We start from the raw sequence: 24,277 nt of genomic DNA, 5'->3' as shown, positions 1-24,277 counted from the left end.
AATTATTGTATATGAAAAAAAGGGAGTTTAGATGACTCCCTTTTTTATTTTTAAGCAACTGCTTAATCGATTTTAAATTGATCGATTTCAAAACTTAATTCTTGTGTACTGCCACTTATTTCAAAAACTTTATTATTATTACAATTATACACATCATAAAAAGTTACGATGTAATCATGTTGCAGATCAAGCTCTTTTATTTTCTTAGATGATTGAGCTTGAATCTTACCAAAGCTTTTTGGCAAAGGATCAATGTTATAACCTTTTTGTACAAAGTTTTTTTTGAAAATATTATAGCGTATTAACTTATTTGAATTGTTATGCAGTATAACGGCTGAAATTGATTGAGATATGCAAAGAATCATGATAAATAACTTGTGATAAGATATTTTCATATCATCCCGTCCTTTGTATTGAGTTGTGCATGATTAAATTTATATTTTCTCAATCATACAAAACTCAATGAACTTTGAATAGATAATTTAATTTTTATCCTTCAATCATTTTCAGGCGTTCGTTATATTCTTCAATTCTTTTAAAATAAGCTTCATCAGTTATATCAATACATCCAGTTCTTTTATTTTGTTCTAGAATCATTGCCTGCGTTAGTCCACTATGATTCCTTGCATTAATGCTTATTGCTAAGCCACCGTATATATTTTCAAATTCTTGAAATGGAGTGTTTTTGTATGCTGCTAAATGTAAAACTGTATTGCCATGTTTATCAAAGCTATCTATCCAGACGTTAGCCTGTAAAGCTTTCTTAACTTTATTTTTATCAAAAGATAAAAAATCATCTATATTTTTGAGTAAATCTTTATACGTTTGATTATTATTATTTTTTCTAGATGGATTAACTCCAATTTTAAGAAATTTATCAATAAGGTCACGTTTGCATAAATAAGCAGCATTATGTAATGCTGTATTTTTATTTTTATCAACATAGTTTTTATAACGGTGATAATTTTTAGTAAAATTATCACCGTTGATATGATTGCCGTATTGAGAATTAAAACTATGTATATCATCTTCTTTTATTTTTGCTGTTAAAAACATATGTATATGTATGATGTTTTCATAGGTAAAGTTATCTTTATTTATTTGTGACGAATTGACTTGAAGATTAAGAAGACTGTTGAGTAACCCAAAATTTTCTTGGTAAGCAACTATATGTAAAGCATTATTGCCATGTTCATCTGTACAATTAATATCTACGTTCTCGTTTAAGGCTTCATTCATTTTTTCTACATCACCTGATAAAAACATTCTTTCAATCATTGCCTTGTTGCGTGCTAGTAAAAAGAAAGTTGAGTCTTTATATTGAACATTTGATGTGTTAACCGAGCTTTTTACATGAAAAGTTAATGCTAAAAAAAAAGCAAAAAAAGTGATATTTGTTTTATACATATTGTTTTTTGAATCTGAAAATGATTGTTATTAATTATTCTTTTAAATTTTTAAATTTATGATTGATTTCTATATTTTTACCTATATTCTGCAAGCTTATTAGCATGCAATGCTACAGTCAGCTCATGAAGTTGATCGTGTGTAAAGCTTGTATGACGCATTAAATTTGCAAGTTATGGATGAGTTGTAGTATTTTTAATAAGTTGATATTAAATTGAGCTACTGTTTTTTTTACTCAGGCTATCGACTATATAATTCATCAATTCATCACTGTTCATATTGGTAAAGGGTAGTTTAATTTCGTTTAAATAATCTTGGGCCGTTTTATTTTCATGATTAGGAATATCAAGCCGTGCTTGAGCAATGAATAACATTCCTCTGATTTCATTATAACAACTATAAAATTTAGTATCTGCAGACCATGCATAATGAGCCGCAGTATTTCCAAGTTCATCTTGATAATTAATATCAACGCCTTGTGTTATAAGCTGCTCAGCTTGGGTCGTATCATTATTTTTTGCAGCTTGTACAAAATTTTGATTTAGCAAGATGAGTCCTGCATGATCATCTGCTGTTAAAGAGATAGATTCATAGCCTTCTTCTTGTGCAGTAAGTGCACTAAAATTGAGACAATACAACATTAAAATACATGCCGATATAATTAGTTTCATGCATGATCCTTTGTTAATTTAGAAACGATATATGTTGCGATAAAATTTATACTAAATCCAATAACAAGTGTTGGAATTGAGCTTGTGACTGGCCAAAATATACCTGTTAAGCCACCAGCAATTAAGCCAGCTAACGCACCTTGAGGGGTTACAAATTTACTGTAGAGCGAAAGAATAACAAGCGGTCCAAAGGTACAACCTAAACCAGACCATGCGTAATGCACAAGCTTAAAAACCGAGCTTGTATTATAAAATACTGCAAGCAAAGAGATAACCGGAATAATAAAAATTGCAGCCCGAGTAAAGAGTAATTTTTCATGGGCAGATACTTTTCTTTGTATGCAAGGGTAGTATAAATCATGCCCAATAATGGATGCTGAAACAATTGAGAGAGATGTTATAGTTGAAATTGTTGCTGCTAAAATAGCGCATAAAATAAGACCTGCAAAAAATGGCGTAAACATTGTTTGTACCATAACGACAAAAACAAGTTCTGGGTTAGCAAGCGCAGGTTGTACAAATACTTTGCCAACAAGCCCTACTAAAGCAGCTGCAGTCAAGACAAGAATTTGCCAGCTTAAGCCAACATATTTAGCTTTTTTCATTTTTGATACATCATCAATACTCATGAAGTTCATCAGTATATGTGGTTGCCCAAAATAGCCAAGACCCCATGCAGTTGCGCTAAAAAAGATTGAAATTAAAAGATTCGTATCTGTGGAAAGTATTGATAAAAAACTGGGACTTTGGTTGTGCAATAAATTATCTATGATTGCATGCAAACCACCACATTGATGCATCGCATAAAATGGCACAATGAGTATAACAACAAGTAAAAAAAGCCCTTGAAATAGATTGCTCCATGCAATCGCCATTAAACCACCAAGTAGCGTGTACGTCAGCGTAATTACAAGACCTATAAGGATTCCATAATGGTAATTAATGTTAAATGCGGTTTCAAATATTTTACCTAATCCGACAAGATTTGCTGCAATATAAAATATGAAAAAATATAACCCAAGTAATCCACCAATTATACGAATCGCGTTGTTTGTTCCATGAAATTTTGTTTGTAAAAACGATGGAAGTGTTTGGCTATTGGTATGTTCAGTTGCAGTTCTAAATTTTGGCGCAATGTAGTGCCAGGTTAAAAACATAAAAAACACAAGGCCAACAGCTGTCCATATATCGATGAGTCCGTGAGCATAAATTGCACCAGGAAAACCCATAAATAACCAATCGCTCATATCGCTTGCTTGTGCTGAGATTGCGGTAACCCAATAATTTAATTTTCTTCCGCCAAGAGCAAAATCTTCTTGTGATTTATTTTTATGATAAAAATACAGTCCGACTCCAAGCAAAAGTGAAAAATAGACAATAAAAGCTTCGATCATTGATGAAAACACGATAAATCCTTAATTTTTTAAAAGCTTATTACTGCTTAGAATAGGCAAAATAGCTTTCTTATGCAAGTTTTTGTGACAAGTTGAATAATTTTTTTACTGTCGTAGTTGTTGTGTTTGCAACGTTTTCATACGATGTTTGTCTTAATTGCGCAATATATTCAGCCACTATTTTTATATTTGCAGGGCTGTTTTGTTTTCCACGCATAATTTGAGGAGGTAAAAAAGGTGCGTCAGTTTCTAAAACTATCTGTTCAAGTTGTACAGATTTAACAATAGAACGCAATACTTCATTTTTAGGGTAGGTCAGGGTTGCACCAATGCCTAAAACAAGATTGAAGTCGATTGCTTGTTGTGCGTATCCTTGGTCGTATGCATAGCAATGCATAATGCCTTTAAAATTTGATTCTTTTGCATATTCATCAATAATTTTAAACGTTTCTTCTGCAGCATCGCGAGAATGGATAGAAAGAGCAAGATTATGTTCAAGTGCAAGCTCAATATGAGCCTTAAAAGCATCTTGTTGCCTAGCTAAGTTATAGCCTTCATAATGCATATCGATACCGCACTCACCGATGCCAATAATTTTATTTTCATGGCTATTTTTGACAAGCGACTGAATGTGGGCAAATTCATCTTTCCAGCTATCAGTTAGATCATTTGGATGAATTCCGACAATTGCAAAGCAATTTTCATACATTTGTGCAATTTCTACGCATGTTGTGCTTTCGATCAGATCAGTGCCAACATTGATGATGCATGTCGTGTCGTTGTCAAATGCTTGTTGAACAATGGCATTTGCTTGAATTATTTCTTCAGGTGTAAGCTTTGTATAAGCTGATTTGGTCTTGTATCCACGTAGCATAATGTTAATATGACAGTGAGTATCTATAAGCATAAAAATACCTTTTTAAAGTTGCAAAGCTCATTGTGAGTTTTTACTAAAATATCAAAAAAAATCATGGAGAACAATAATAAAGAAATAAAGCCTTAGACATGGTATTTGCCCAAGGTTGTCGTCTTTTATGCAAAAAATACAGAATGAATTTGACAAATGAGTAAATAAAATTACTCTTTGATACAGCAAGGTTTATAAATCTTGCCAGGTAAAATAAGCAGCGTAATAACTATATTTAACTTTTTTTGGAGGCATAGATGAACAAAACTGATTTAATCAATGCACTGAGCGAAGAAACAACTTTTAGCAAAAAAGACGTTTCTCGTGTTTTAGACGCATTAACAAGAATCGTTGAAAGAGCATTGAAACAAGGTAAAAAAGTTTCAATCACTGGCTTTGGTTCATTCTTAATTTCTGAGCGCCCTGCTCGTAAAGGTATTAACCCTGCTACTAAAGAAAAAATTGATATTCCTAAAGTAACAGTTCCTAAATTTAAAGCAGGCAAAAATCTTAGAGAAATCGTTCGTTCAGCTCACTTATAATAGTAAGTAACGTAAGGTTTTACCTTAGGCGATAAGAGATTTATTCATTATAAGGTCGTTGCAGGTATCTGTTACGACCTTAATTTTTATGATATACTAAAATAAAATTGGTGTTCGTTCATAACTTGTTCTTAGTTTTTTGGAGTTTTACATGATTGATTTAGCGCAGCTTAGAAATAATGAGCATAACATAGTTGCTCGTATTGAAAAAAAAGATCCTCGCTTTAACATCCAGGCTTTGCTTGATGCAGATAAAGCTTTTCGTGCTATTTCTACTGAAGTAGATGCTTTACGAGAAGAAAAAAATAAGCTTGCATCGCAAGCTAAACAACAAGTTACCGATGAAATAAGATCACGATCTATTGAAATTAGTAAAATTTTAAAACAAAAAGAACAAGAGCTTGCACTTGCTGAAGCTGAATTTAAAAATTTATATGCATCATGTCCAAATCCAGCTGAAGAAGATGTTCCAACTGGTAACAAAGAAGCAAACGTTGTTGTACGAGAAATTGGTGCAAAACCAACATTTGATTTTGAGCCACAAAGCCACGTTGAGTTAGGTAATAATTTAGGTTGGTTTGACTTTGAAGCAGCAGCTCGTATGACAGGAAGTAACTTTGCTTTATACAAAGGCGATGCGGTTAAATTGTTATATTCTTTAACCATGCTTATGTTAAAAAATAATATTAAACATGGTTTTACTCCGATATTACCACCATATTTAGTTAATACAAAATCATTAGAAGCTGCAGGACAATTACCTAAATTTGCTGATGGTGTGTATAAAGTTGAAAATGAAGATTTATATTTGTCACCAACTTCAGAAGTCAACTTGACAAATATGTATCGTGATATGATTTTGGATCGAGCTCAATTACCAGTTCGCATGACAGCTTGGACAAGTTGTTTCCGTCGTGAAGCTGGTGGCTATGGCAGCGCTGAGCGTGGTTTAATTAGAATCCATGAATTTGAAAAATTAGAATTATACTCAATTGTAACACCTGAAGAATCTGCAAAAGAACTTGAAAAAATGGTTGCAGCAGCAGAAAATATTTTGCAAATGCTTGGACTTCATTACAGAGTTTCATTGTTAGCAGCACAAGATACATCATTCCAGTCAGTTAAAACATATGATATTGAAGTGTGGATGCCTGGCCAAAAAGCTTATTATGAAGTATCTTCTGCAAGTAATTGTCATGCATTTCAAGCTCGTCGTGGTGGAATTCGTTACCGTGAATTTAAAGGCGGTAAAACGGTACATGCACATACACTGAACGCTTCATCTTTGGCATTACCACGATTAATGGTTGCTTTAATGGAAACGTATCAACAAGCAGATGGTTCAATTGAATTACCAGCTGTTATCAAAGAACAAGGGTTATTTGAATAATGGTTTTGCCTGAGATTTTAAAAAAAATTAAAGATATTAAAATCAAAACCCGCAGAGTGATGAATGGGAGCTCTGCGGGTGGTTATGTTGTTAAACAAAAAGGTTCTGGATTTGAGTTTGATCAAATTAGAGCTTATGAATATGGAGATGATATTCGATTTGTTGATTGGAATAGTAGTGCGCGAGCTGGTAAATTATTAGTTCGGCAATATTTAGATGAAAAAAATAGAACTATTATGATTTGTCTTGATGTCTCAGCGTCAACATTTTTTGGTTCACAGCAACTTTTAAAATCTGATATCATGCAACAAATGACTGCAGCTCTTGCGTTAATAGCAAATGCAGAGCAAGATAATGTTGGATTAATTTTGTTTTCTGATGTTGTTGAAAAAGTCGTCCCGCCTTCACGTGGGTATACTCATCTTATGAACCTTTTAGAAGTTGTATTTTCGTATACACCTGTACAGAAACAAACAGATTTTAATGTATTATTTTTGTATTTAGTTGAATCTTTTAAAAAAGATGCAGCAGTCTTTGTGATTTCAGATTTTATAGGTGATAACTTTGAGCAATCCTTAAAGTATGTTGTTGCCCAAAGAGAAGTCATTGCAGTACGATGTCTTGATGAAGTTGAGCGACATCTACCAAAAGCAGGTTATGTGTGGGGGCAAGATCCTGAAACTCATGAGATAACCTTATTGGACCTATCAAAAAGTGGTGCTAGAAATTTACAATATATTCTTGATGAACGTTTGCAAGATCAGACAACATTATTCAGACAACATGACGTTGATGTTCTTGATATCAAAACAGATGAAGATTTTATAAAAACTTTTATTTTATTTTTTAAACGAAGAATGATACAACGATGAATGAAAATAGTGAGCAAATATTTGATATTTATGATATTTGGTATGAACCACTCTTGAGCCAGACATGGTTTATTATACTTTTAATTCTATTATTAAGTATTTTTATGAGTTGTGTGTTATATTTTATATATGTAACATTTTATAATAAAGTAAAAGTTATTGATCCGTTAGTTATTATACAAAACAAGATTGCTCATATTAATAGCCTTGTTATTAAAAATGAACATGATAGCAAACAAGCTTATTTTGAAATCAGTCAGATTATAAAAGAGTATATCACGTACCATTATAAAATATCGGTTATAGGTTTAACTGATCATGAACTTTTATTGTGGTCTCAGGCTCATTTGTCAGCACAACAAATTACAATTTTAGAGCAAATATGTGCTCATATCAATCAAATTAAGTTTGAGCATCAAATTGCAACAACTGAGCAAGTAAGAAAAAATATCGAATTAGTACAAGCATTTATTCATAGCACCAAGGAAGCATAGATTGTCATATTATTTTAAAAATTTAGAACATCTGTATGTTCATTGGCCTTTTTGCCCTTATAAATGTAATTTTTGTGATTTTGTTGCTATTGCATCGCATGAAAGTTTTATGCAACAGTATCATGAGTCTTTGTGTAAAGAAATACAAGATTTTAAAGATTTATACGATGCACAAGCTCCATTGAAAACATTATATATTGGTGGCGGAACGCCAAGTACGTATCCTTTACCACTCATACTTGACATGTTTGCTATACTAAAAGAAACTATATCTTTTGATGAGTCTACTGAGGTTACTTTGGAAGTAAATCCTGGGACTGTTGAGCAAGGTGCTTTAGAAGTCTGGAAAAGTATTGGAATTAATCGACTAAGTATTGGCGTACAGAGCTTAAAAGATACTGTTTTGCAAGGATTAAATAGACATCAGACTAAAATAGATGTTATAAATTTATTACAAAAAACAGAACCATTATTTGAAAATGTTTCAGTAGATTTTATTGTTGGCTTGCCAGGAGTGAGTGCTGAAGAATGGAAAGCAATGATCTTACAGGCAATGACATGGCCAATAAAACATATTTCCGTCTATTTTTTAATGGTACATGAAAAAACTCCATTATATTTTAAAATTAAGCAAAAAAGTGTTGTATTGCCACCAGATGATGAAATTGTTGATCTGTACTATTGGACGGTTGATGTTTTAGAACAGCACGGTTTTCATCGATATGAACTTTCAAATTTTGCAAAAAAAGGCTTTGAGTCAAAACATAATACAGCTTATTGGGAACGAAAAGGGTATAAAGGTTTTGGTCTTGGGGCGTGTTCTTTTAATGGGCAGTATAGATTTCAAAATAATAAAAATTTAAGAAACTATTTTCAGGCGGTGCTTGACAAAAATGATCTGATTCATGATGTTGAAGAAATCACACCGGCTCAAATTAGTATGGAAAAAATTATGCTTGGGCTGCGACAAGCTCAAGGCATTAATATTGCAGATGTTATACAAGATTTTAGTTTGCCCCAGCAACAGCATTTTAAAGAAAGAGCAGATTGGCTTGAGGCAAAAGGATTTGTACGACAGGAAGCAGGAAGGTTGTTTTTGACACCGCAAGGCTTTATTCTTGAGAATGAAGTAGCGGTTAATTTATTTCCTGAGTAGGTATGGGGTTAGAGATATTTTTTATTTATAAAATTTAAGGGTGCTTATGGCGAAGCATGTAGGGGTTAAACTTCCTGAAGATTTAATTGAATTGTTAAAAAGTGGTAAAGCTGTAGCTGTGTTAGCGACATTCTCTGAAAAAGGATTGCCGCATACAACACCACTGCAATGTATGTATCCAAAAGGACAAGAGAGTATCTTGTTAACAATTCACAAAGATCATCAAGGCTATCACAACATGGTATGGCAAAAAAAAGTAATGATCTCTTTTTTAGCTGCAGGTAACGTTGCGTATAGTATTCTAGGACGAGTTGGTGTTGTTCGTGCCCCGTCTATGGTTCATCCATTAATGAACGTTGTACGCGTTGACATTATTGATATCAAAAGTGATCGATCTGTTTTAACAAAAGTTGATTCTGGCGTACAGTGGAGCTATACTTCCTGGGAAGCTGAAGAGTTGTTGAATGGATTATTCAACGAGTTGAAAGAAATTACAAAAACGATGTAAATTTTTATGTTCTAAGGGAGTTTTCATGAAGCGATTGATAATGATATGCGTATTTTTGCAAGCAGCAACTATGTATGGGCAATTAGAGTTGGGTCAACTATCTATGCCAGAAGATCAATTGAAACATGATGCGACTTTGCATAAAGATGAAACTATTCATGAATCTAACCTTGATACCATTGATGTTGATGGAAGTGGAAATTGGCTTGAAAAACGTATTTGGTTTGAACAAGCACAAAACGCTTTTGATGACATTTTACTGTTAGTAAATCGTGTTGTCGATATGCGCATACAATTTTCTAATGAAGTTAATGCTGTAGGGCATACCATAGATTCGTTTTATGAAGCTGTTTATTTTGATAAAGAGCAACTTGATGATAAATTTAAAGAAATTTTAGTTGCTCTTGAATTTGAACAAAAGCTTAAAGGTGATTTGACCCAAGAAGAACGAGCTTTGCAAAATTCAATTAAACAAGAGCTTGCATCAATTGATCAACTGGGAAAAAACATTAAATTAATTAATGTTGTTGATATAAAAATAGATCAAGCATTAATGCAAGCATTTAAAACAATTGATGAATGTCGTGATTATGAAGCAAAAGCATGGGCAACATTTAAATTAATTGGTAAAGAAATTGATGATAAAAAAGCTCGTAATCTTTACTATGAAATGCAGAATTTTAAAGAAAATATTCAGCAAAAAAGTACGTACTTAAGTTCATCATTGTTGCCATATCTTCATAATACGCTTGTTGCAAAAATTGATTCTATTATTGCAAGCATTAATCAATCAATTGAGCAGCTCAAACAAAAAGGTATTGATTTATCTAATATTATGAAAACTGAGCAAGCCAATGATGTCGCTCAATTGCAAGAACGTGAAAAAACATCCAATGCTATAGCTGTAGAAAAAGCGTTAGAAGAAGAACGAGAAAGAGAAGATGCTATAGCAGCAAGAAAAGCTTTAGCTTTAAAGAAAAAACAAGAAGCTTCATGGTCGTTTATAGCGTATAATTTTATAGCTCATGCTGTCACGTCAGTACAAGAAATATTTGTACGCGTAAGTGACTTTTTTGTACATTCATATTTTTATATAACTTATTTGATTTCAAACTCTCTGACAAAAGAAACTGTAGAATCTAAAAAAACTACAGATACTATTTCATCAACAGTTGAATCAGAACATATACATGCAGCACAAGATGAGGCGATTTCATCTCAAGCTCATGCAGACGACAAGTCTGAATTAGTTCAAGTTGATAACGTTGATCATGCTGAAAATAGCTCTCATGTTGATGCAATTGTAACTCCACAAGCAGCTGATGAGGGTATACAACTTTAATTTGTTATGAAATAGCATTGTTTTTGATTGCGAAAAAAATTCGTTTTGATATGATAATCATCAACAGATAATAGAATTTTAGCCGAAGTGGTGAAACTGGTAGACACGCAGCCTTGAGGTGGCTGAGAGAGAAATCTTGTGGGGGTTCGAGTCCCTCCTTCGGCACCAATGTTTCTACATTATGATATTCTTAGGAGAGTTTTCATGAACGTGACAATGAGACGGTTTTTTATCTCAAACTTTATGGGTTGGATCTTATTTGCTGCGATAACGGTAGCTTATTTTGGATTCTACGGAAAAAATTCTTTAAAATTTGGTATTGATCTTGTTGGGGGTAGTTACATTACTCTTGAAGTTCAAAAAAATGATGTGGTTCGCAATGAACTAAGTGATAAAATAAAGTCATTTGAATCATCACTTAAGCATGCAAATATAGAGCTTGAAGCAAAGCCTGTTTTTGTTGACAACAGTTTACACTTTAAATTCATGTCAAAAGCAAAAGCGCATGAAGCTGAAGTTTTACTTCGTTCACAAGATAAAAATCTTATCTATTCAGTAACGAATTCAGATTTGCACGTTACGGTCTCACCTCAATATTTAAGCCAGCTGCTTTCACAAGCTGTTGATTCAAATATCGAAATCTTAAGCCGTCGCCTTGATGGTATGAGTGTTGCTGAAATTCATATCAGTAAACAAGGAGATCGTTTTATTGTTGTTGAATTACCTGATGTGCGTGATCCTCAGCAAGCAAAAATGATGATCGGTAAGTCTGCGGTTATGGAATTTAAACTTGTTGAAGATGCTGCTGCAAGTCGCGAAGAATTATTTGATAAGTATGATCAAGAATTGCCAGAAGGCACGATGATTGTTGCTGGTAAAGCAAATAAAAATGGGCATAAAGTATACTATCTTGTTCCAGAATATACACCTGTTTCAGGAAAATATTTTAAACAAGCGCGAGTTACTTTTGGTGGTGATTTTGGAACAGATTTGACAGTTCAGTTTGAATTTGATGATGAAGGCGGAAAACGTTTTCATGAATTAACAAGTCGCAATATTGGCAAACAAATGGCAATTGTTCTTGATGATGAAGTTGTACAGGTTGCTGTTATTAAATCAGCAATTGGCAAAGTCGGATCAATTTCAGGTGGTTTTCAAGCTGATGAAGCAAATGGACTTGCACGAGTTTTAAAGTCAGGTGCATTTAAAGCAAAAGTTAATTTTATTGAAGAACGTGAAATCGGACCAACATTAGGACAAGAATCTGTACATAATGGCTTGATTTCTTGTGTAATTGGGTTATTATTATTACTCATCTTTGGAATTTACTTCTATCGTTTGTCTGGGTTCTTTGCAATTTTAGCGTTAGTATATAATTTAATCTTAATTTTATTATGTATGTCATTTGTTAAAGCAACGTTAACATTACCTGGTATTGCTGGGATGATTTTAACTGTTGGTATGGCGATTGATGCTTCAATTTTAATTTACGAACAAATCAAAGATTGCTTAGCTCGTGGACTTTCAGTTTCACAATCTGTGCAAGAAGGTTTTTCAGATGCGATGGTTGTTATTTTAGATGCAAACATTACAACATTTATTGTTGCAGCGGTGTTGTTCTATTTTGGAACTGGTCCAATTCAAGGATTTGCTGTTACGATGATGATTGGTATTGTTTCAACATTGATTACTGGCTTGTTTTTCTTGAAATCTGTATTTAAATTTTATTTATCTACATTTCATGTTTCCAAATTAAGTATTTAGTGATATACTAGTTTTTAGAAAATTGAAAATTCATGGCTACATAGCTCAGTTGGTTAGAGCGACGGAATCATAATCCGTAGGTCCGGGGTTCGAATCCCTGTGTAGCCACCAAATTAAAAAGCTCCTTCTGGTTTATATCAGAAGGAGCTTTTTGGTATTTAAAACAGTTTCTTATAAATAATTGATACTTCTCAATCGATTGTGATCTATGCAAAATCAAAAAAAAATCACATTATCTACCTATCTTACGTTATTTCGTCTTATTGGTGCACCTGTTATAATTCCATACTGCATTGTGCAGTATAGTTCTTACAATAACTTGACTTGTAATGTTGCCATAGCAATTTTGTTTTTATTCTTCGGTCTTACCGATTTTCTTGATGGTTTTATTGCGCGTAAGTATGGACAAGAAACTCAAATTGGTGCAGCACTGGATCATATCGCAGATAAATTTTTAGTATTTTCAGCACTTATAGCTTTGCTTGCCGTTGGTAAGATTTCGTATTGGTGGGTTATTGCCTTAATTGGTCGAGAATTTTTTATGATGAGTTTGCGTGAAATAGCATTAGAGCACAACATGAAAATCAAAGTATCTTCATGGGGTAAAATAAAAACAGCTTTTCACATTATGTTGATTGTTTGGCTTATTATCAGCCCATGCTATGCAGTTCAACAGAGCGCACGTCAAAGTATCCAGATACTATTATTATGCGCAAGTGTTATAATTTCTTGGGGTTCAGCTCTCGATTATGTCAGCAAGTTGTATTTTCAATTTAAAAAGTAGGTAGTAAAAAATGAATTTTTCTCACGTCGCACAACTATTTGAGACGATTGAACGCACCGCAAGTAGAACAGAAAAAACAATGTTACTTGCAGGTTGTTTACAAAACATGAGTCCGCAAGAAGCGCAGATCGTTACGTACATTTCGATGGGTGATTTGTATTCATCGTATGAAAACGTTCAATTTAATATTGCAGAAAAAGGTTTAGTCGAAATTATTGCTGTACTGTTAGATAGAACTGCTGCCGATGTTTTACAAGAATATAAGAATATTGGCGATTTAGGCGATGTGATTTGCCAGGGTTGGCATGGAGTTGATACAGGGTTGTCCATTGAGCAGGTGTACCATGAGCTTGTTGTTTGTGCCAATCTGCATGGCAATGGTTCAACAGAATTAAAATTACAGAATCTGGTTGCATTGCTTCAACAAGTTGATAGCCTATCAGCAAAATATATTATTCGCATGATTACCAAGACTTTACGCCTTGGTTTTTCGGATATGACATTGCTTGATGCTTTTTCATGTATGGCGGTGGGCAATAAATCGATTCGTCCTATGTTAGAAAATGCTTATAATATTTGTGCAGACTTAGGTTTGGTTGCTAAAAATTTAAAACAAGATGGCATTACAGCAGTTGAAAATATGAAATCAATTGTTGGTGTTCCAATTCGTCCATCTGCTGCAGAGCGTCTTGCAACCTCACAAGAAGTTGTTGATAAACTTGGCACCTGCGTTGCGCAACCAAAATTAGATGGCTTTCGCTTGCAAATTCACCTTGATAAAACTGGCGACGTACCACTGGTCAAATTTTATTCTCGTAACTTAATTGATATGTCCAATATGTTTCCCGAGATTGCACAACAGATTATGCAACTTCCTGTACAAAATTTAATTTGCGAGGGCGAAGCTATTGGGTATGATCTTGAGACCGATACGTTTTTACAGTTTCAAGAAACGGTAAAGCGAAAACGCAAACATAATATTGAGCAAGCAAGCCACGATATTCCACTTCGTGTATACCTCTTTGATTTATTATATCTTAACAATGAATCAACACTTGGATTAACTCATGCACAACGCAGAATAAAGCTCGGTGATGTTGTTGCATCTTTAAAACATTCAGATGTTTTCTTGATCGATGAACAAGTTGTGTCTACTGGTCAGCAATTAGAAGACTATTTTTTGCAGACGATTGGAGCAGGGCTTGAAGGTCTTGTGGTAAAAAAACAAGATGCAATGTACCAACCGGGTAAGCGCAACTTTAATTGGATAAAGTTAAAACGTCGCACAGGGCAAAAATTAGGTGACACTATCGACGCTGTTGTGCTTGGCTATTACGTTGGGCAGGGTAGAAGAGCCTCATTAGGAATCGGTGCATTTTTAGTCGGTGTTTATAATGAACAAACGGATGCGTTTGAATCGGTTGCAAAAGTTGGCACAGGTATGACAGATATCGAATTTATTCAATTAAAAAATCGTTGCGATGCTGTTGTAATTGCAAACAAGCTTGAGAATGTTTCTGTTGCAAAAAGTTTATATACTGATGTGTGGGTGCATCCTGAAATTGTGTGTGAAATTCGTGCAGACGATATTACGAAGTCTCCATTGCATACAGCAGGTAAAACTGATGATCACCTAGGTTTTGCATTACGTTTTCCGCGATTTGTACAGTATCGTACTGATAAATCAGCTCAAGATGCAACAACAAGTACAGAGCTTGCGCATTTGTATGAGATTCAGTATCAACAATAGTTTGTTATTGAATAGATAGTAAGAAGAGAGATAAAAATTATACAATTTTTATCTCTCTTGATCGCAATAATTATTAAATTATAAGACTAACTCAATAATCTAATCAATTATTTTAATGGTAATAAGCTATTAATGTATTCAAAAAATGTATCCCAGTTTAAAGTTTGAATCTTTGCAATATCTTGCATTGCTTTATTTGAATCGATATTTAAGTTTATATATGGATTATCAGTAGGATTTATATGTGAAGAAGTCTTAAGTTGAGATAAGATTTCATTAAACATTGCATTAAATTTTACACTATTATTGACAGCAGCATCTTGTAACTTTTTTAAGTAATTATTGATTGTAGGATCCTTTACAAGTTTATTATGTGAAGGTTCTTTGCAAATTTTCAAAACATCTTCTAATTTTTCTGTCTTTAGTTTTTCATCAAAACATTTTTCATATTCATCTGATATTGATTCTATTGCAGATAAAACGTTATTAAATTCATCTGTATTTGATTTTTTTATATTAGATTGGCTAGACGCAAATAAATTACTTCCCATTCCAGTCATTAAGATTGCCATTAAGGTAATATTTAAATTTTTCATTATTTTCTCCTTTTTTCAAAAAAATCATATTTTTTATTTTGATTTTTATGTTTTTAAATTTTCTAGCTGAAAATATTCTAGCAGTTTTACTCCTACCATAGCAATAATTTGAATATTTATTATTTTCATAAACTGTTTAGTTTTTATTGAAAGTATTTATGAAAAGGATGTTTTTATTGCCGTGAAAGTTTTACTGACTGTGTTGATTTTTAATACTTTATTTGCAGAAAACTTAAATTTTGTAAAAAACATAGGACAAAAAAATAACACGTTTGGATCGTAGAAAGGGAAGAATATCTTGACACTTAGCAGTAATTATTTTTCAATAACATCGTTAATATTCTAATATTTTTTTAAGAAAGTGTAATTCATGACCCTCAAATTATTAAAAATATTTGGAGCTAGCTTTTTATTTTGCTTAACATTGGCATGCTCAGCTCCAATCAATACAGTGGTTGCAACCATAAATACTGGGGTTACTCCAACAGGTATGGCAATTACTCCAGATGGTAATTTTTTGTATATTGCAAACAATAATAATTATGAATTATCTGGTTTAGATAGTATTACCGTCATTAATTTAGCTGATAATTCACTGGTTACAACGATTTTTGATGCAAGTTTTAATCAACCTTACACAATAACAATTAATCCTGCAGGAACATTTGCCTATGTAACGAATAGTAATTCTACAACCGTTACGGTTATTGATCTTGAAGACAATACAGTTGAAGCTGTGATTACAGGTTTTGACGGTCCTTCAGGCATGGTAATAAGTCCCGATGGTGCTACAGGTTATGTAAATAATTATGGAGCAGGCAGTCCACAACCAAGTGGAAATGGTTCCACTGTTAGGGTTGTTGATTTATTAACAAATGTAATTGTAGGAGCATCAATTCCAGTTGGTATAGCACCAGCAGCTCTTGCAATGAGCTCAGATGGAGCTTTGGTATATGTTATTAATTATGTTGATGGCGATCTTGGTACGGGGTCAATGAGTGTTATTGATACCAGCGATAATAGTGTAACAACGCCAGTTCCAGCAGGACTATCTGGACCGTTTGCGATTGCAATAACACCAGATGATAATTTTGCGTATGTAACAAATTTTGGTAGTAATAATTTTATACCGATAGGAACAACCGTTTCAGTTATTGATTTATCTGATAATACGATTACTGCAACTATTGATCTTGCAATACAGCCTGCTGGTTTAGCGATAACACCAGATGGCAAGTTTGCTTATGCATCAAATTATAATGCATTATATAGTTCAAATGGAGTCTATGATGGAGCAACACTGGTGGGAACGGTTAATATTTTAGTGCCGGGAGAAGGTACCGTAAATATTATTGACACAGCTACAAATAGTGTAGTTTCTCAAACTATTGCGGTGGGACAATCTCCTGCAAATATTGTCATTTCACCATCTGGTCAGTTTGCCTATGTTTCTAATTTTGTTTCTAACACTGTCAATGTTATTGGCTTGCCAACATTTGAAATTCAAGCTCAAGGGACTCAAATTCAAAATAGATTTTTAACTCGCGTTGAATTAGTTAATCAGGTAACATGGACGGTTTCTGGTAGTTCATTACCAGTGAGTTATGCAATTTACAGAGATGCTGCATTAACTGACCAAATTGGTTCAGTATTTGCAGGGCAAACGTTTGCATTTTATGATCATAATAAAGCAGCAAATACGATGTATACCTATTATATTACCGGAACAAATGAAGCTGGAATAACATCAGCTCCGGTTGAAGTTGTTATTGGTGGGCAATCAAGCAATCTTGTACCTAATTAAATTTAAATCATAGGAAATTGTATGACATATAATAAATTGATAGCATTGATAACATTCATGAGCATGGTTATTCCAGTCGTAGCGCACGATGTACTCCTTGAAGTGAAAGGTGCTGCATTTCTTCCGACGAGTGAAATTTTTAGAGATATGTACCATTATTGTGGAAATTTTGGTGGAGAGGCTACCGTAGGCAGTGGTTTTGATCATGTGTATGGTTTTGGTAGTATTGATTTTCTTGTTAAACATGGAAATACGGTTGAGCTTAATAACCCAACAAAAATGACGATAGTAAATTTTGCGCTTGGTCTTAAATATTTTGTGCCTTTTGAGCATGGTGATTTTTATCTGGGGCTTGGAGTTCAGCCAACTCACCTTACAACATTTGACCGGATATCAGCTGAACTATTAGTATTGCAAAGCCAATGGAGCTGTGGGGGCATTGCAAAAATGGGTGTTATTTTTGATCTTCCTCATTCACTGTTTGTTGATCTATATTTTGATTATTCATTTGTTAAATTTGATAATTTTGGTGTTGATGCAGGGCAAACTCCAGTTAATGCAGGGTTGCTTGGAGTTGGGATTGGATATCGTTTTAATTAACAAAAGCAGTGCGAGTATATTTTAAATTTGATCATCATTGTTATTTGTATCCCGGATAGTAAGTCCGGGATTTTTATTGTAAAAAACTAAATTATTTTACTTACTTTAGTTTGTGTTTGTTTTTTAATTAATAAGAACGAATTTTACCATTAGTTATTCAAAATGATTACGCAGCACTCCCGCTTATGTAAGAGATGGTATTACTTTTAGATGGTATTCCAGGTCCATTTTTATCAACCGCGACAGCTTGAATTTTCACTGAAGCAATTTTATGACAATTCATATAATAATAACCAATGCCTACAATTGCTAAAACTGCAGCAATCATTGCGACCATTTTCATATCTTTCATGACATATCCTTTATTTTTATAACTTTTTATACCACGTATTACGATTAGAGCAGATGTAGAGATTGTTGTGCAATAGTTGTATCTATTTTTGCAGCATAGGTGTGTTTTGCTGGTATGTAATTTTAGTAAGATCCAGCATATATTCTCTAATAGAATATATGCTGGATGATTTTTTATGTGATCAAAGTATCTATGTAATAGATGTATGGTGATATTTCGTTGTAATACTCTGGCGTTTCATTTGCAATATGTGTCATTATTGCAATTAGGAAATTACTTTGATTTTTAGGGGGAGCAAAAATGAAATCAATAATTCAGATATTTATGGCGACGTTATGCATTGCAGTGCTTGGTCAAGCATGTATTCAAGCTCAGGTACTGGCTACCTTAAAAATTGAAAAACGTTATTGTATCTAAATTTTTTAGGTACAATAACGTTCATGATTCTTTGAATATAATCTTATGCTTTTTGTATACAACTCAAGAAAAATTCAGCTTCTTCAACTGGATTTTTTGCTTGTGTAATAGCACGTCCAATAATAAGAGCATCAGGTTTAAGTGAAAGTATAAAATTAATATTATCTCGATTAATATTTGCCCGAATGAAAATAGGTAATTTACTGTTTCCACGTAAATCATCCCACTCTTCAATTGCAAATTCAGTTTCGGTATTTTCTTGGTAGGTGTTGTGATATAAAAGAGCATCAACTCCAAGCTTTTTAGCGTCCATGGCAGACTGGCCAATTGAATTTGAATTAAAAAGATCCATAATGACAAATTTATTTTTTTGGCTTGCAAGCCCTGAGACAGCATGAATAGCTTCTTTTGTTGTTCCTGCCATAACAGAGATCCATGTTGCACCAGATTTTAGACACATTGAAGCAATATCTTGCTCATGATTAATAATTTGTGTTTCTGCAAAAATTTCTTTATCAGGAAAAGCAGTGCGAAACTCTTCAAGTATATGAACTCCATGTTGTAACAAAAGCGGCAGTCCAATTTGAAAACTATCTGCACAGTGTTCAACTGATTTTGCAACATCAAGACACTTTTGTAAATCTAATAAATCAAGAGCAATTTGAAGCTTCATAAATATCCTTATCTTTCTAAAACTAAAAAAACCTTTTTATATGCAATGAATCGCATTATATCTATTGATTTGCAATCATGGTAGCTAAATGAGCAGCATCACTTTTACTTGTTGTGTTTACCTGTTCAAAGTACTGTTTTATTGAAAGCGTGTAAAGTGAATTTTCTTTGGTATCAACTTCTCGCCCTACAAGTGTCGGTAATATAAAATTGGTTGAGTAGTAGTTTTGTGATATTCCTGTAGGGACTTGAATAGTTTTTGGGTCAGCAAATATAGTAATAGTGTTCAGTGGTATTGCTTGTTTGCCCGCAAGTATATTTTTATACATTTCAGCTTTTTGTTCATCAAATTTTTTATTTTTGATAGCTGTACTTACATTGATAATGTCAAAATAGTAACTATTTAATTTTTTATCTTTTTTTCTTGTAATTTCGTATATTTCAACTGGTTGCGATGGCAAAATTTCCCAGTGATGAACTAATGTTGGGTGTATCATAAATATTGGATTGATTCTTGGTGTAATAATAAGATGTATCGTATCATTTTGTTGTTTGCGAGGGAAAGAGATTTGCCCATTTCTGTCAGATGTTGCAATGTAACCAAGGTACGTTGCAGGTATGCCACGAACTCCGTCTATTCGTGATGAGCTTATTTCATCATCTTTTCCAATAACATATGAAGGCTGAGGCAGTTTGCCAGAAACAAACTCAGCAAGCGCAGGGTCATTGTCTAATTTTACTTCAGGGCGTTCATTTTTAATAAAAAAAGTAATGACGCTTTCTGCTGTATGTAGATTTGTCTGAAAAAGTAAGCTCATAAAACTTATTGCATACAAAATATTTAATTTTTTCATTAAAGAATCCTTTCTATTAAAATCATATTAGCAATTTTACTCTGAAAAAGGCTATGATTTTATTATCTTCTTTGTAAAAAATGTTGTATGTGAAGAAATTATTTAATACACATATTTCTTGATTCGTGGTATGTTGAACAACGTTAATCTTCTAATCTTTATAATGATAAAAACAAAGATGCTATTACAAAATAAAACAGAACAAGAAAACAGAGTTTGGGGTAGTTTTGTTGGGAGATTTTCCTTAACAGCAAAGCAACAAGAGCAATTCTTATCCTACTTAGCGTATTTAATTCAAGAAAATCAAAAATTTAACATTACAGCGATTACTGATTTTGAAAGTATCGTTGGAGACCATTTCACTGATGCGCTCGCTTTATCAGAAAAAATGGATCTTACTGCATGCACATCGCTTATCGATGTTGGAACTGGTGGTGGTTTGCCAGGTATTCCATTAAAGATTATGTATCCTCATTTACAGATATTATTAATCGAAGTTAATCAAAAAAAAGTTACGTTTTTAGAAGAAGTTGCAGTTCGACTTGGTCTTGAAGATGTAGAAGTGTGCGATCTTGATTGGCGTTCGTTTTTACGAGGCTATGACCAAACACCTGATGTTGTTATTGCACGAGCTTCGTTATCAGTTGAAGAATTACAAAGAATGTTTAAAGGTTCATCAGCATTAAAGCATTCAACGTTAGTTTATTGGGCATCAAAATATTGGAATGCAACACAACGAGAAGCTCAATTTTTAGACCGTGAAGAAAGTTATTCAGTCGATCATAAGTTACGCAGACTTGTTTTTTTCAAGGATAAATCTGGTGAATAAACAAAGATTGGGTGTCATTCGATCTTTATTTACCATGCAGCAAGGACAGTCGTATAAAACTATTTTACGATATTTTTATCCAGAATTTATTACTGCTTTGATTTTGTACTCTTTACCATACTTTGTGGACTGTTTTTTTATTGGGCATTTAAAATCAACTGAGATTTATACCATTTCAGGAGTTGTTGATAATTGCTTAAATATATTTGTGAAGGTTGCTGAAGGTTTGTCTATTGGTACCGTTGCTATGGCAGGGTATCATAATGGCCTAAAAAATTATAAAGATGTTGGTCGATCATTTGTCAACGCTTTATGGGCAAGCGTTATTGTTGGTGGTCTTATTAGCTGCACGGTATACCTTGGTGGTTATTGGATCTATAAATTTTTTAATTTTTCAGATCATATGATATATCTTGGTTTGCCGTTTTTACGAATTCGTGCAATTGCCATGTTTTTTATGTTTGTTTGTTTTGCTTTTATAGGTTTTTTACGATCAATTAAAAACACCTTTGTTCCCATGATTTTATTTGCTATCGGTTCGATAGTTTTTATATTTTTTGATTATTGTCTGATTTTTGGAAAACTTGGTTTTCCAGCACTTGGGTTACAGGGATCTGCTGTTGCTTACTTAGTTCAATATTTTGTCATGCTTGTGTGTGCAGCAATCTATGTTTTTTGTTTTTCTGCTAACCAGAAGTATGAAATTAGCATGAAACCAGACGCTCAAAGTGTTTCAGAGATTATGAAGTTACTGTGGTTATCGTTTCCTATTGTTATCGATAAAGCAATTATGGCATGGGCGTATGTGTGGTTATCGATAATTTTAGTACCAATAGGGCAACATGCATTAGCAAATTTCTCGGTTATGAAATTAATGGAACGCATGGTATTTTTGCCTGCAACAGCATTTGCACAAGTTATTACATTTTTAGTGAGTAATGATGTTGGCAGTCATAAATGGTCAGATATTAAAGCAAATATTATCAAAGTACTCTTTTTATCATCGATAATGATTGCAGTTTTACTTGCGTTTGGTTCATTCTACGCTGTTCAGATTGTAGACTTTATTGGACATAACAAAGAAATTGGTTGCATTGCAGCACAAGTATTTCCTGCTTTGAGTTTATTTGTCTTTATTGATTTGCTACAATTAATATTATCTGGAGCATTGCGCGGCTCTTTTAACGCGCAAACAGTTATGATAACAAGAGTTTGTATCATTATTTTTTATTTTATGCCCACATCATATGCATTGTCATTATTGCCGATACAATCAGATGTTCTTAAATTTTTTATAATTTATAGTTCTTTTTTCATCGGAAACGGCTTGATGAGTATTGTGTATATTAAAAAATTAGCAAAAAGGCAGTAAAATTTTTTTTACGAAAAGGTAGATCATGGACAAAATTACGAAAGATGAAGCTTTGAAAATAGCTTCGTTTACAAAATTAACAATTAATGATAACGAAATCGATGCGGTTGTACAACGACTACAAGATGTACTTGAATATGCTGTACGCGTTCAAGACATGGCAAAAGATGTCGATATTCCTTCAAGTAAGAATGTTAATCGCCAGCGAGAAGATATAGTCAATTCATTTGATTCTCAGACAATTTTACAACAAGCTCCTGAATCACAAGATAACTACTTTGTTGTTCCAAAAATTATAGAAAAATAGAGGATACCTACATCATGATAGATTTAAAATTCGCTACGATTCAAGAAATCAAATCGCTTATAGAAAAAAAAGAAGTAACACCTGAACAGGTTTTAGATTTTTATTTAGAACAGTTTGCTGTTATTGATCCTACTATAAAATCAGCTCTTGAAGTTTTTGATAAAGCATCAATTTTAAAAAGCTTTTCAGGAAAAGGCCTTTTAGCAGGTATTCCTGGTTTGATTAAAGATAACATTAATCAAGAAGGCCGAATTGCATCATGTGGTTCAAAAATTTTAGAAAATTATACAGCAGCTTATGATGCGACCGTAATTTCTCGATTAAAAGAAGAAGGCGCATTGCTTGTTGGTCGAGCAAATATGGATGAATTTGCGATGGGAAGTTCAACAGAAACTTCTGCATATTGTAAAACAGCAAATCCATGGGATACATCTCGTGTTCCTGGTGGGTCAAGTGGTGGATCTGCTGCAGCGGTTGCTGCAGGGCTTGTGCCATGGGCCTTGGGAACAGATACAGGTGGTTCAGTTCGTCAACCTGCTGGATTTTGTAATTTAGTTGGTTTAAAACCTACATACGGGTCAGTATCTCGTTTTGGTGTTATTGCATACGCATCATCATTTGATCAAGTGGGTGTTTTTACGCACACGGTGTATGATAATGCTCTTGTCTATTCAGCAATTGCAGGCGTTGATGAAAAAGATTCTTCAACGTTAGATCTTGCAAAAAAAGATTATACAGAAAATTTAACAGGTAAGTTCCCAACAGGATTGCGTATTGGTGTTGTTGAAAACGCTTTAGAAGCAGCTGAGTTAGATCCTGAAGTGAAAAAAGTAGTAGAACAAGCAATTACAGATTTAGAAAAAGCAGGCGTTACGGTACAACGTATTTCGTTACCAGCACTTGATTATGCAGCAGCAACATACTTTATATTAAGTCGTGCTGAAGCAGCATCAAATCTTGCTCGTTTTGATGGTGTTCGCTATGGCTTTAGAGCCCCTGATATTGCAAATTTAGAAGAAATGTACACAAAAACTCGTCATGATGGATTTGGACAAGAAGTTCGCATTCGTATGATGGTTGGTAACTATGTACTGTCTTCGTCTCATGCAGGTAAATATTATAATAAAGCTAAAAAAGTGCAGCGCTTAATTCGTGGAGAATTTAACGAAGCGTTTAAAGATGTTGATTTGTTATTAATGCCAACGCAAGCTTGTCCAGCATTTAAGTTTGGTGCTTACGATGACAATAAATTACAAATGGATTTACAAGATTACTTTACAGCGGCAGTTAATATTGCAGGAGTTCCTGGAATATCAATTCCTTGTGGATTTACGGATAGTGGCTTGCCAATTGGTGTGCAATTAATTGGACCACATTTGTCAGAAGAAAAGTTATTCCAAGTAGGTCATGCATATCAGCAAATTACTGATTGGCATAAAAAAAATCCAAAAGTATAAAACATAAAAAAAAGAGGGTCCTTGTGGATCCTCTTT

25 protein-coding genes and 2 tRNA genes are annotated in these 24,277 nt (G+C 33.4%); 18 read left to right on the top strand and 9 right to left on the bottom strand.

Annotated elements, in window-relative coordinates:
• Positions 1-62: 62 nt before the first annotated feature.
• From C0J27_RS01500 to C0J27_RS01480, 5 genes are all read right to left on the bottom strand, one after another.
• Positions 63-395 (bottom strand): hypothetical protein, encoded by a 333-nt coding sequence (locus C0J27_RS01500; protein WP_115585435.1) that lies wholly within the window; start codon positions 393-395, stop codon positions 63-65.
• Positions 396-489: 94 nt separating this feature from the next.
• Complete coding sequence (locus C0J27_RS01495) at positions 490-1,407, bottom strand: ankyrin repeat domain-containing protein (protein ID WP_115585434.1); 918 nt, start codon at positions 1,405-1,407, stop codon at positions 490-492.
• A gap of 209 nt (positions 1,408-1,616) precedes the next feature.
• Positions 1,617-2,078: an ankyrin repeat domain-containing protein gene (locus tag C0J27_RS01490; RefSeq protein WP_115585433.1), complete on the bottom strand. Its 462-nt coding sequence runs from the start codon at positions 2,076-2,078 to the stop codon at positions 1,617-1,619.
• A complete protein-coding gene (locus C0J27_RS01485) occupies positions 2,075-3,484 on the bottom strand; it encodes a sodium/proline symporter (RefSeq protein ID WP_115585432.1) in 1,410 nt (469 codons plus the stop codon). The genes C0J27_RS01490 and C0J27_RS01485 overlap by 4 nt, the downstream gene beginning before the upstream one ends.
• 58 nt (positions 3,485-3,542) lie before the next feature.
• The gene (locus tag C0J27_RS01480; RefSeq protein ID WP_115585431.1) at positions 3,543-4,379 is read right to left on the bottom strand and encodes a TatD family hydrolase; all 837 of its coding nucleotides are present in this window, start codon (positions 4,377-4,379) and stop codon (positions 3,543-3,545) included.
• 257 nt (positions 4,380-4,636) lie between these two features.
• Here C0J27_RS01480 and C0J27_RS01475 point away from each other — a divergent pair, with 257 nt between their 5' ends.
• The 12 genes from C0J27_RS01475 (at position 4,637) to C0J27_RS01420 (ending at position 14,981) form a co-directional block, all read left to right on the top strand.
• Entirely contained in the window at positions 4,637-4,921 is a 285-nt protein-coding gene (locus C0J27_RS01475; RefSeq protein ID WP_115585430.1) for an HU family DNA-binding protein, read from the top strand.
• A 151-nt stretch (positions 4,922-5,072) separates the two neighbouring features.
• A complete protein-coding gene (serS, locus tag C0J27_RS01470; protein ID WP_162801725.1) occupies positions 5,073-6,311 on the top strand; it encodes a serine--tRNA ligase in 1,239 nt (412 codons plus the stop codon).
• 59 nt (positions 6,312-6,370) lie between these two features.
• Entirely contained in the window at positions 6,371-7,183 is an 813-nt protein-coding gene (locus tag C0J27_RS01465) for a DUF58 domain-containing protein (RefSeq protein ID WP_162801724.1), read from the top strand.
• Positions 7,180-7,677: a hypothetical protein gene (locus tag C0J27_RS01460; RefSeq protein ID WP_115585427.1), complete on the top strand. Its 498-nt coding sequence runs from the start codon at positions 7,180-7,182 to the stop codon at positions 7,675-7,677. Before C0J27_RS01465 ends, C0J27_RS01460 begins: the two co-directional genes overlap by 4 nt.
• A 1-nt stretch (position 7,678) precedes the next feature.
• On the top strand, positions 7,679-8,833 hold the full coding sequence (hemW, locus tag C0J27_RS01455; RefSeq protein WP_162801723.1) for a radical SAM family heme chaperone HemW: 1,155 nt from the start codon (positions 7,679-7,681) through the stop codon (positions 8,831-8,833).
• 46 nt (positions 8,834-8,879) lie between these two features.
• Positions 8,880-9,341, top strand: a complete 462-nt coding sequence (locus C0J27_RS01450) for a pyridoxamine 5'-phosphate oxidase family protein (RefSeq protein ID WP_115585425.1) — start codon at positions 8,880-8,882, stop codon at positions 9,339-9,341.
• 25 nt (positions 9,342-9,366) lie between these two features.
• Complete coding sequence (locus tag C0J27_RS01445) at positions 9,367-10,683, top strand: hypothetical protein (protein WP_162801722.1); 1,317 nt, start codon at positions 9,367-9,369, stop codon at positions 10,681-10,683.
• 81 nt (positions 10,684-10,764) lie between these two features.
• Positions 10,765-10,851, top strand: a tRNA-Leu gene (locus C0J27_RS01440).
• A gap of 36 nt (positions 10,852-10,887) precedes the next feature.
• On the top strand, positions 10,888-12,447 hold the full coding sequence (secD, locus tag C0J27_RS01435; protein WP_162801721.1) for a protein translocase subunit SecD: 1,560 nt from the start codon (positions 10,888-10,890) through the stop codon (positions 12,445-12,447).
• 34 nt (positions 12,448-12,481) lie between these two features.
• Positions 12,482-12,558: transfer RNA gene (locus tag C0J27_RS01430), tRNA-Met, on the top strand.
• A gap of 97 nt (positions 12,559-12,655) precedes the next feature.
• Positions 12,656-13,231, top strand: a complete 576-nt coding sequence (pgsA, locus tag C0J27_RS01425; protein ID WP_115585422.1) for a CDP-diacylglycerol--glycerol-3-phosphate 3-phosphatidyltransferase — start codon at positions 12,656-12,658, stop codon at positions 13,229-13,231.
• A 10-nt stretch (positions 13,232-13,241) separates the two neighbouring features.
• Entirely contained in the window at positions 13,242-14,981 is a 1,740-nt protein-coding gene (locus C0J27_RS01420) for an ATP-dependent DNA ligase (protein WP_115585421.1), read from the top strand.
• Between the two features lie 107 nt (positions 14,982-15,088).
• Here the strand turns inward: C0J27_RS01420 and C0J27_RS01415 are convergent, their stop codons facing one another.
• Positions 15,089-15,577, bottom strand: coding sequence for a hypothetical protein (locus C0J27_RS01415; protein ID WP_115585420.1), 489 nt, complete (start codon positions 15,575-15,577; stop codon positions 15,089-15,091).
• Between the two features lie 370 nt (positions 15,578-15,947).
• On the opposite strand from C0J27_RS01415, the gene C0J27_RS01410 reads away from it, so the two are divergent.
• Together C0J27_RS01410 and C0J27_RS01405 are read left to right on the top strand one after the other, a co-directional pair.
• Positions 15,948-17,381, top strand: a complete 1,434-nt coding sequence (locus C0J27_RS01410) for a beta-propeller fold lactonase family protein (RefSeq protein ID WP_115585419.1) — start codon at positions 15,948-15,950, stop codon at positions 17,379-17,381.
• 21 nt (positions 17,382-17,402) lie between these two features.
• A complete protein-coding gene (locus C0J27_RS01405; protein WP_115585418.1) occupies positions 17,403-17,981 on the top strand; it encodes a hypothetical protein in 579 nt (192 codons plus the stop codon).
• A 166-nt stretch (positions 17,982-18,147) separates the two neighbouring features.
• Here C0J27_RS01405 and C0J27_RS01400 read toward each other — a convergent pair whose 3' ends face one another.
• From C0J27_RS01400 to C0J27_RS01390, 3 genes are all read right to left on the bottom strand, one after another.
• Positions 18,148-18,333 (bottom strand): hypothetical protein, encoded by a 186-nt coding sequence (locus C0J27_RS01400; protein ID WP_115585417.1) that lies wholly within the window; start codon positions 18,331-18,333, stop codon positions 18,148-18,150.
• A 460-nt stretch (positions 18,334-18,793) separates the two neighbouring features.
• Positions 18,794-19,423: an orotidine 5'-phosphate decarboxylase / HUMPS family protein gene (locus C0J27_RS01395; RefSeq protein WP_115585416.1), complete on the bottom strand. Its 630-nt coding sequence runs from the start codon at positions 19,421-19,423 to the stop codon at positions 18,794-18,796.
• Positions 19,424-19,484: 61 nt separating this feature from the next.
• On the bottom strand, positions 19,485-20,276 hold the full coding sequence (locus C0J27_RS01390) for a hypothetical protein (protein ID WP_115585415.1): 792 nt from the start codon (positions 20,274-20,276) through the stop codon (positions 19,485-19,487).
• Between the two features lie 178 nt (positions 20,277-20,454).
• Here C0J27_RS01390 and rsmG point away from each other — a divergent pair, with 178 nt between their 5' ends.
• From rsmG to gatA, 4 genes are read left to right on the top strand one after another with little or no spacing between them, the layout of a single operon-like run.
• Positions 20,455-21,105 (top strand): 16S rRNA (guanine(527)-N(7))-methyltransferase RsmG, encoded by a 651-nt coding sequence (rsmG, locus tag C0J27_RS01385; RefSeq protein ID WP_162801720.1) that lies wholly within the window; start codon positions 20,455-20,457, stop codon positions 21,103-21,105.
• Complete coding sequence (locus C0J27_RS01380) at positions 21,098-22,477, top strand: MATE family efflux transporter (RefSeq protein WP_115585413.1); 1,380 nt, start codon at positions 21,098-21,100, stop codon at positions 22,475-22,477. The genes rsmG and C0J27_RS01380 overlap by 8 nt, the downstream gene beginning before the upstream one ends.
• 25 nt (positions 22,478-22,502) lie before the next feature.
• Positions 22,503-22,784, top strand: a complete 282-nt coding sequence (locus C0J27_RS01375; RefSeq protein WP_115585412.1) for an Asp-tRNA(Asn)/Glu-tRNA(Gln) amidotransferase subunit GatC — start codon at positions 22,503-22,505, stop codon at positions 22,782-22,784.
• A gap of 14 nt (positions 22,785-22,798) precedes the next feature.
• Positions 22,799-24,241 carry an Asp-tRNA(Asn)/Glu-tRNA(Gln) amidotransferase subunit GatA gene (gene gatA / locus C0J27_RS01370; RefSeq protein ID WP_252120578.1) on the top strand — a complete coding sequence of 481 codons (1,443 nt, stop codon included), beginning with the start codon at positions 22,799-22,801 and terminating at the stop codon, positions 24,239-24,241.
• Positions 24,242-24,277 lie beyond the last annotated feature (36 nt).

Source organism: Candidatus Chromulinivorax destructor, from assembly GCF_003366055.1.
GTDB classification, from domain to species: domain Bacteria; phylum Babelota; class Babeliae; order Babelales; family Chromulinivoraceae; genus Chromulinivorax; species Chromulinivorax destructor.
Note: the sequence above shows the minus strand (reverse complement) of the source record. Positions and strands in the feature narration are given on the sequence as shown.

Excerpts from the sequence above, each read along its gene's own strand:
- C0J27_RS01500 (WP_115585435.1), bottom strand. The coding sequence starts at position 395 with ATGAAAATATCTTATCACAAGTTATTTATCATGATTCTTTGCATATCT.
- C0J27_RS01495 (WP_115585434.1), bottom strand. The coding sequence starts at position 1,407 with ATGTATAAAACAAATATCACTTTTTTTGCTTTTTTTTTAGCATTAACT.
- C0J27_RS01490 (WP_115585433.1), bottom strand. The coding sequence starts at position 2,078 with ATGAAACTAATTATATCGGCATGTATTTTAATGTTGTATTGTCTCAAT.
- C0J27_RS01480 (WP_115585431.1), bottom strand. The coding sequence starts at position 4,379 with ATGCTTATAGATACTCACTGTCATATTAACATTATGCTACGTGGATAC.
- C0J27_RS01475 (WP_115585430.1), top strand. The coding sequence starts at position 4,637 with ATGAACAAAACTGATTTAATCAATGCACTGAGCGAAGAAACAACTTTT.
- serS (WP_162801725.1), top strand. The coding sequence starts at position 5,073 with ATGATTGATTTAGCGCAGCTTAGAAATAATGAGCATAACATAGTTGCT.
- C0J27_RS01465 (WP_162801724.1), top strand. The coding sequence starts at position 6,371 with ATGAATGGGAGCTCTGCGGGTGGTTATGTTGTTAAACAAAAAGGTTCT.
- C0J27_RS01460 (WP_115585427.1), top strand. The coding sequence starts at position 7,180 with ATGAATGAAAATAGTGAGCAAATATTTGATATTTATGATATTTGGTAT.
- C0J27_RS01450 (WP_115585425.1), top strand. The coding sequence starts at position 8,880 with ATGGCGAAGCATGTAGGGGTTAAACTTCCTGAAGATTTAATTGAATTG.
- C0J27_RS01445 (WP_162801722.1), top strand. The coding sequence starts at position 9,367 with ATGAAGCGATTGATAATGATATGCGTATTTTTGCAAGCAGCAACTATG.
- secD (WP_162801721.1), top strand. The coding sequence starts at position 10,888 with ATGAACGTGACAATGAGACGGTTTTTTATCTCAAACTTTATGGGTTGG.
- pgsA (WP_115585422.1), top strand. The coding sequence starts at position 12,656 with ATGCAAAATCAAAAAAAAATCACATTATCTACCTATCTTACGTTATTT.
- C0J27_RS01420 (WP_115585421.1), top strand. The coding sequence starts at position 13,242 with ATGAATTTTTCTCACGTCGCACAACTATTTGAGACGATTGAACGCACC.
- C0J27_RS01415 (WP_115585420.1), bottom strand. The coding sequence starts at position 15,577 with ATGAAAAATTTAAATATTACCTTAATGGCAATCTTAATGACTGGAATG.
- C0J27_RS01410 (WP_115585419.1), top strand. The coding sequence starts at position 15,948 with ATGACCCTCAAATTATTAAAAATATTTGGAGCTAGCTTTTTATTTTGC.
- C0J27_RS01405 (WP_115585418.1), top strand. The coding sequence starts at position 17,403 with ATGACATATAATAAATTGATAGCATTGATAACATTCATGAGCATGGTT.
- C0J27_RS01400 (WP_115585417.1), bottom strand. The coding sequence starts at position 18,333 with ATGAAAGATATGAAAATGGTCGCAATGATTGCTGCAGTTTTAGCAATT.
- C0J27_RS01395 (WP_115585416.1), bottom strand. The coding sequence starts at position 19,423 with ATGAAGCTTCAAATTGCTCTTGATTTATTAGATTTACAAAAGTGTCTT.
- C0J27_RS01390 (WP_115585415.1), bottom strand. The coding sequence starts at position 20,276 with ATGAAAAAATTAAATATTTTGTATGCAATAAGTTTTATGAGCTTACTT.
- rsmG (WP_162801720.1), top strand. The coding sequence starts at position 20,455 with ATGCTATTACAAAATAAAACAGAACAAGAAAACAGAGTTTGGGGTAGT.
- C0J27_RS01375 (WP_115585412.1), top strand. The coding sequence starts at position 22,503 with ATGGACAAAATTACGAAAGATGAAGCTTTGAAAATAGCTTCGTTTACA.
- gatA (WP_252120578.1), top strand. The coding sequence starts at position 22,799 with ATGATAGATTTAAAATTCGCTACGATTCAAGAAATCAAATCGCTTATA.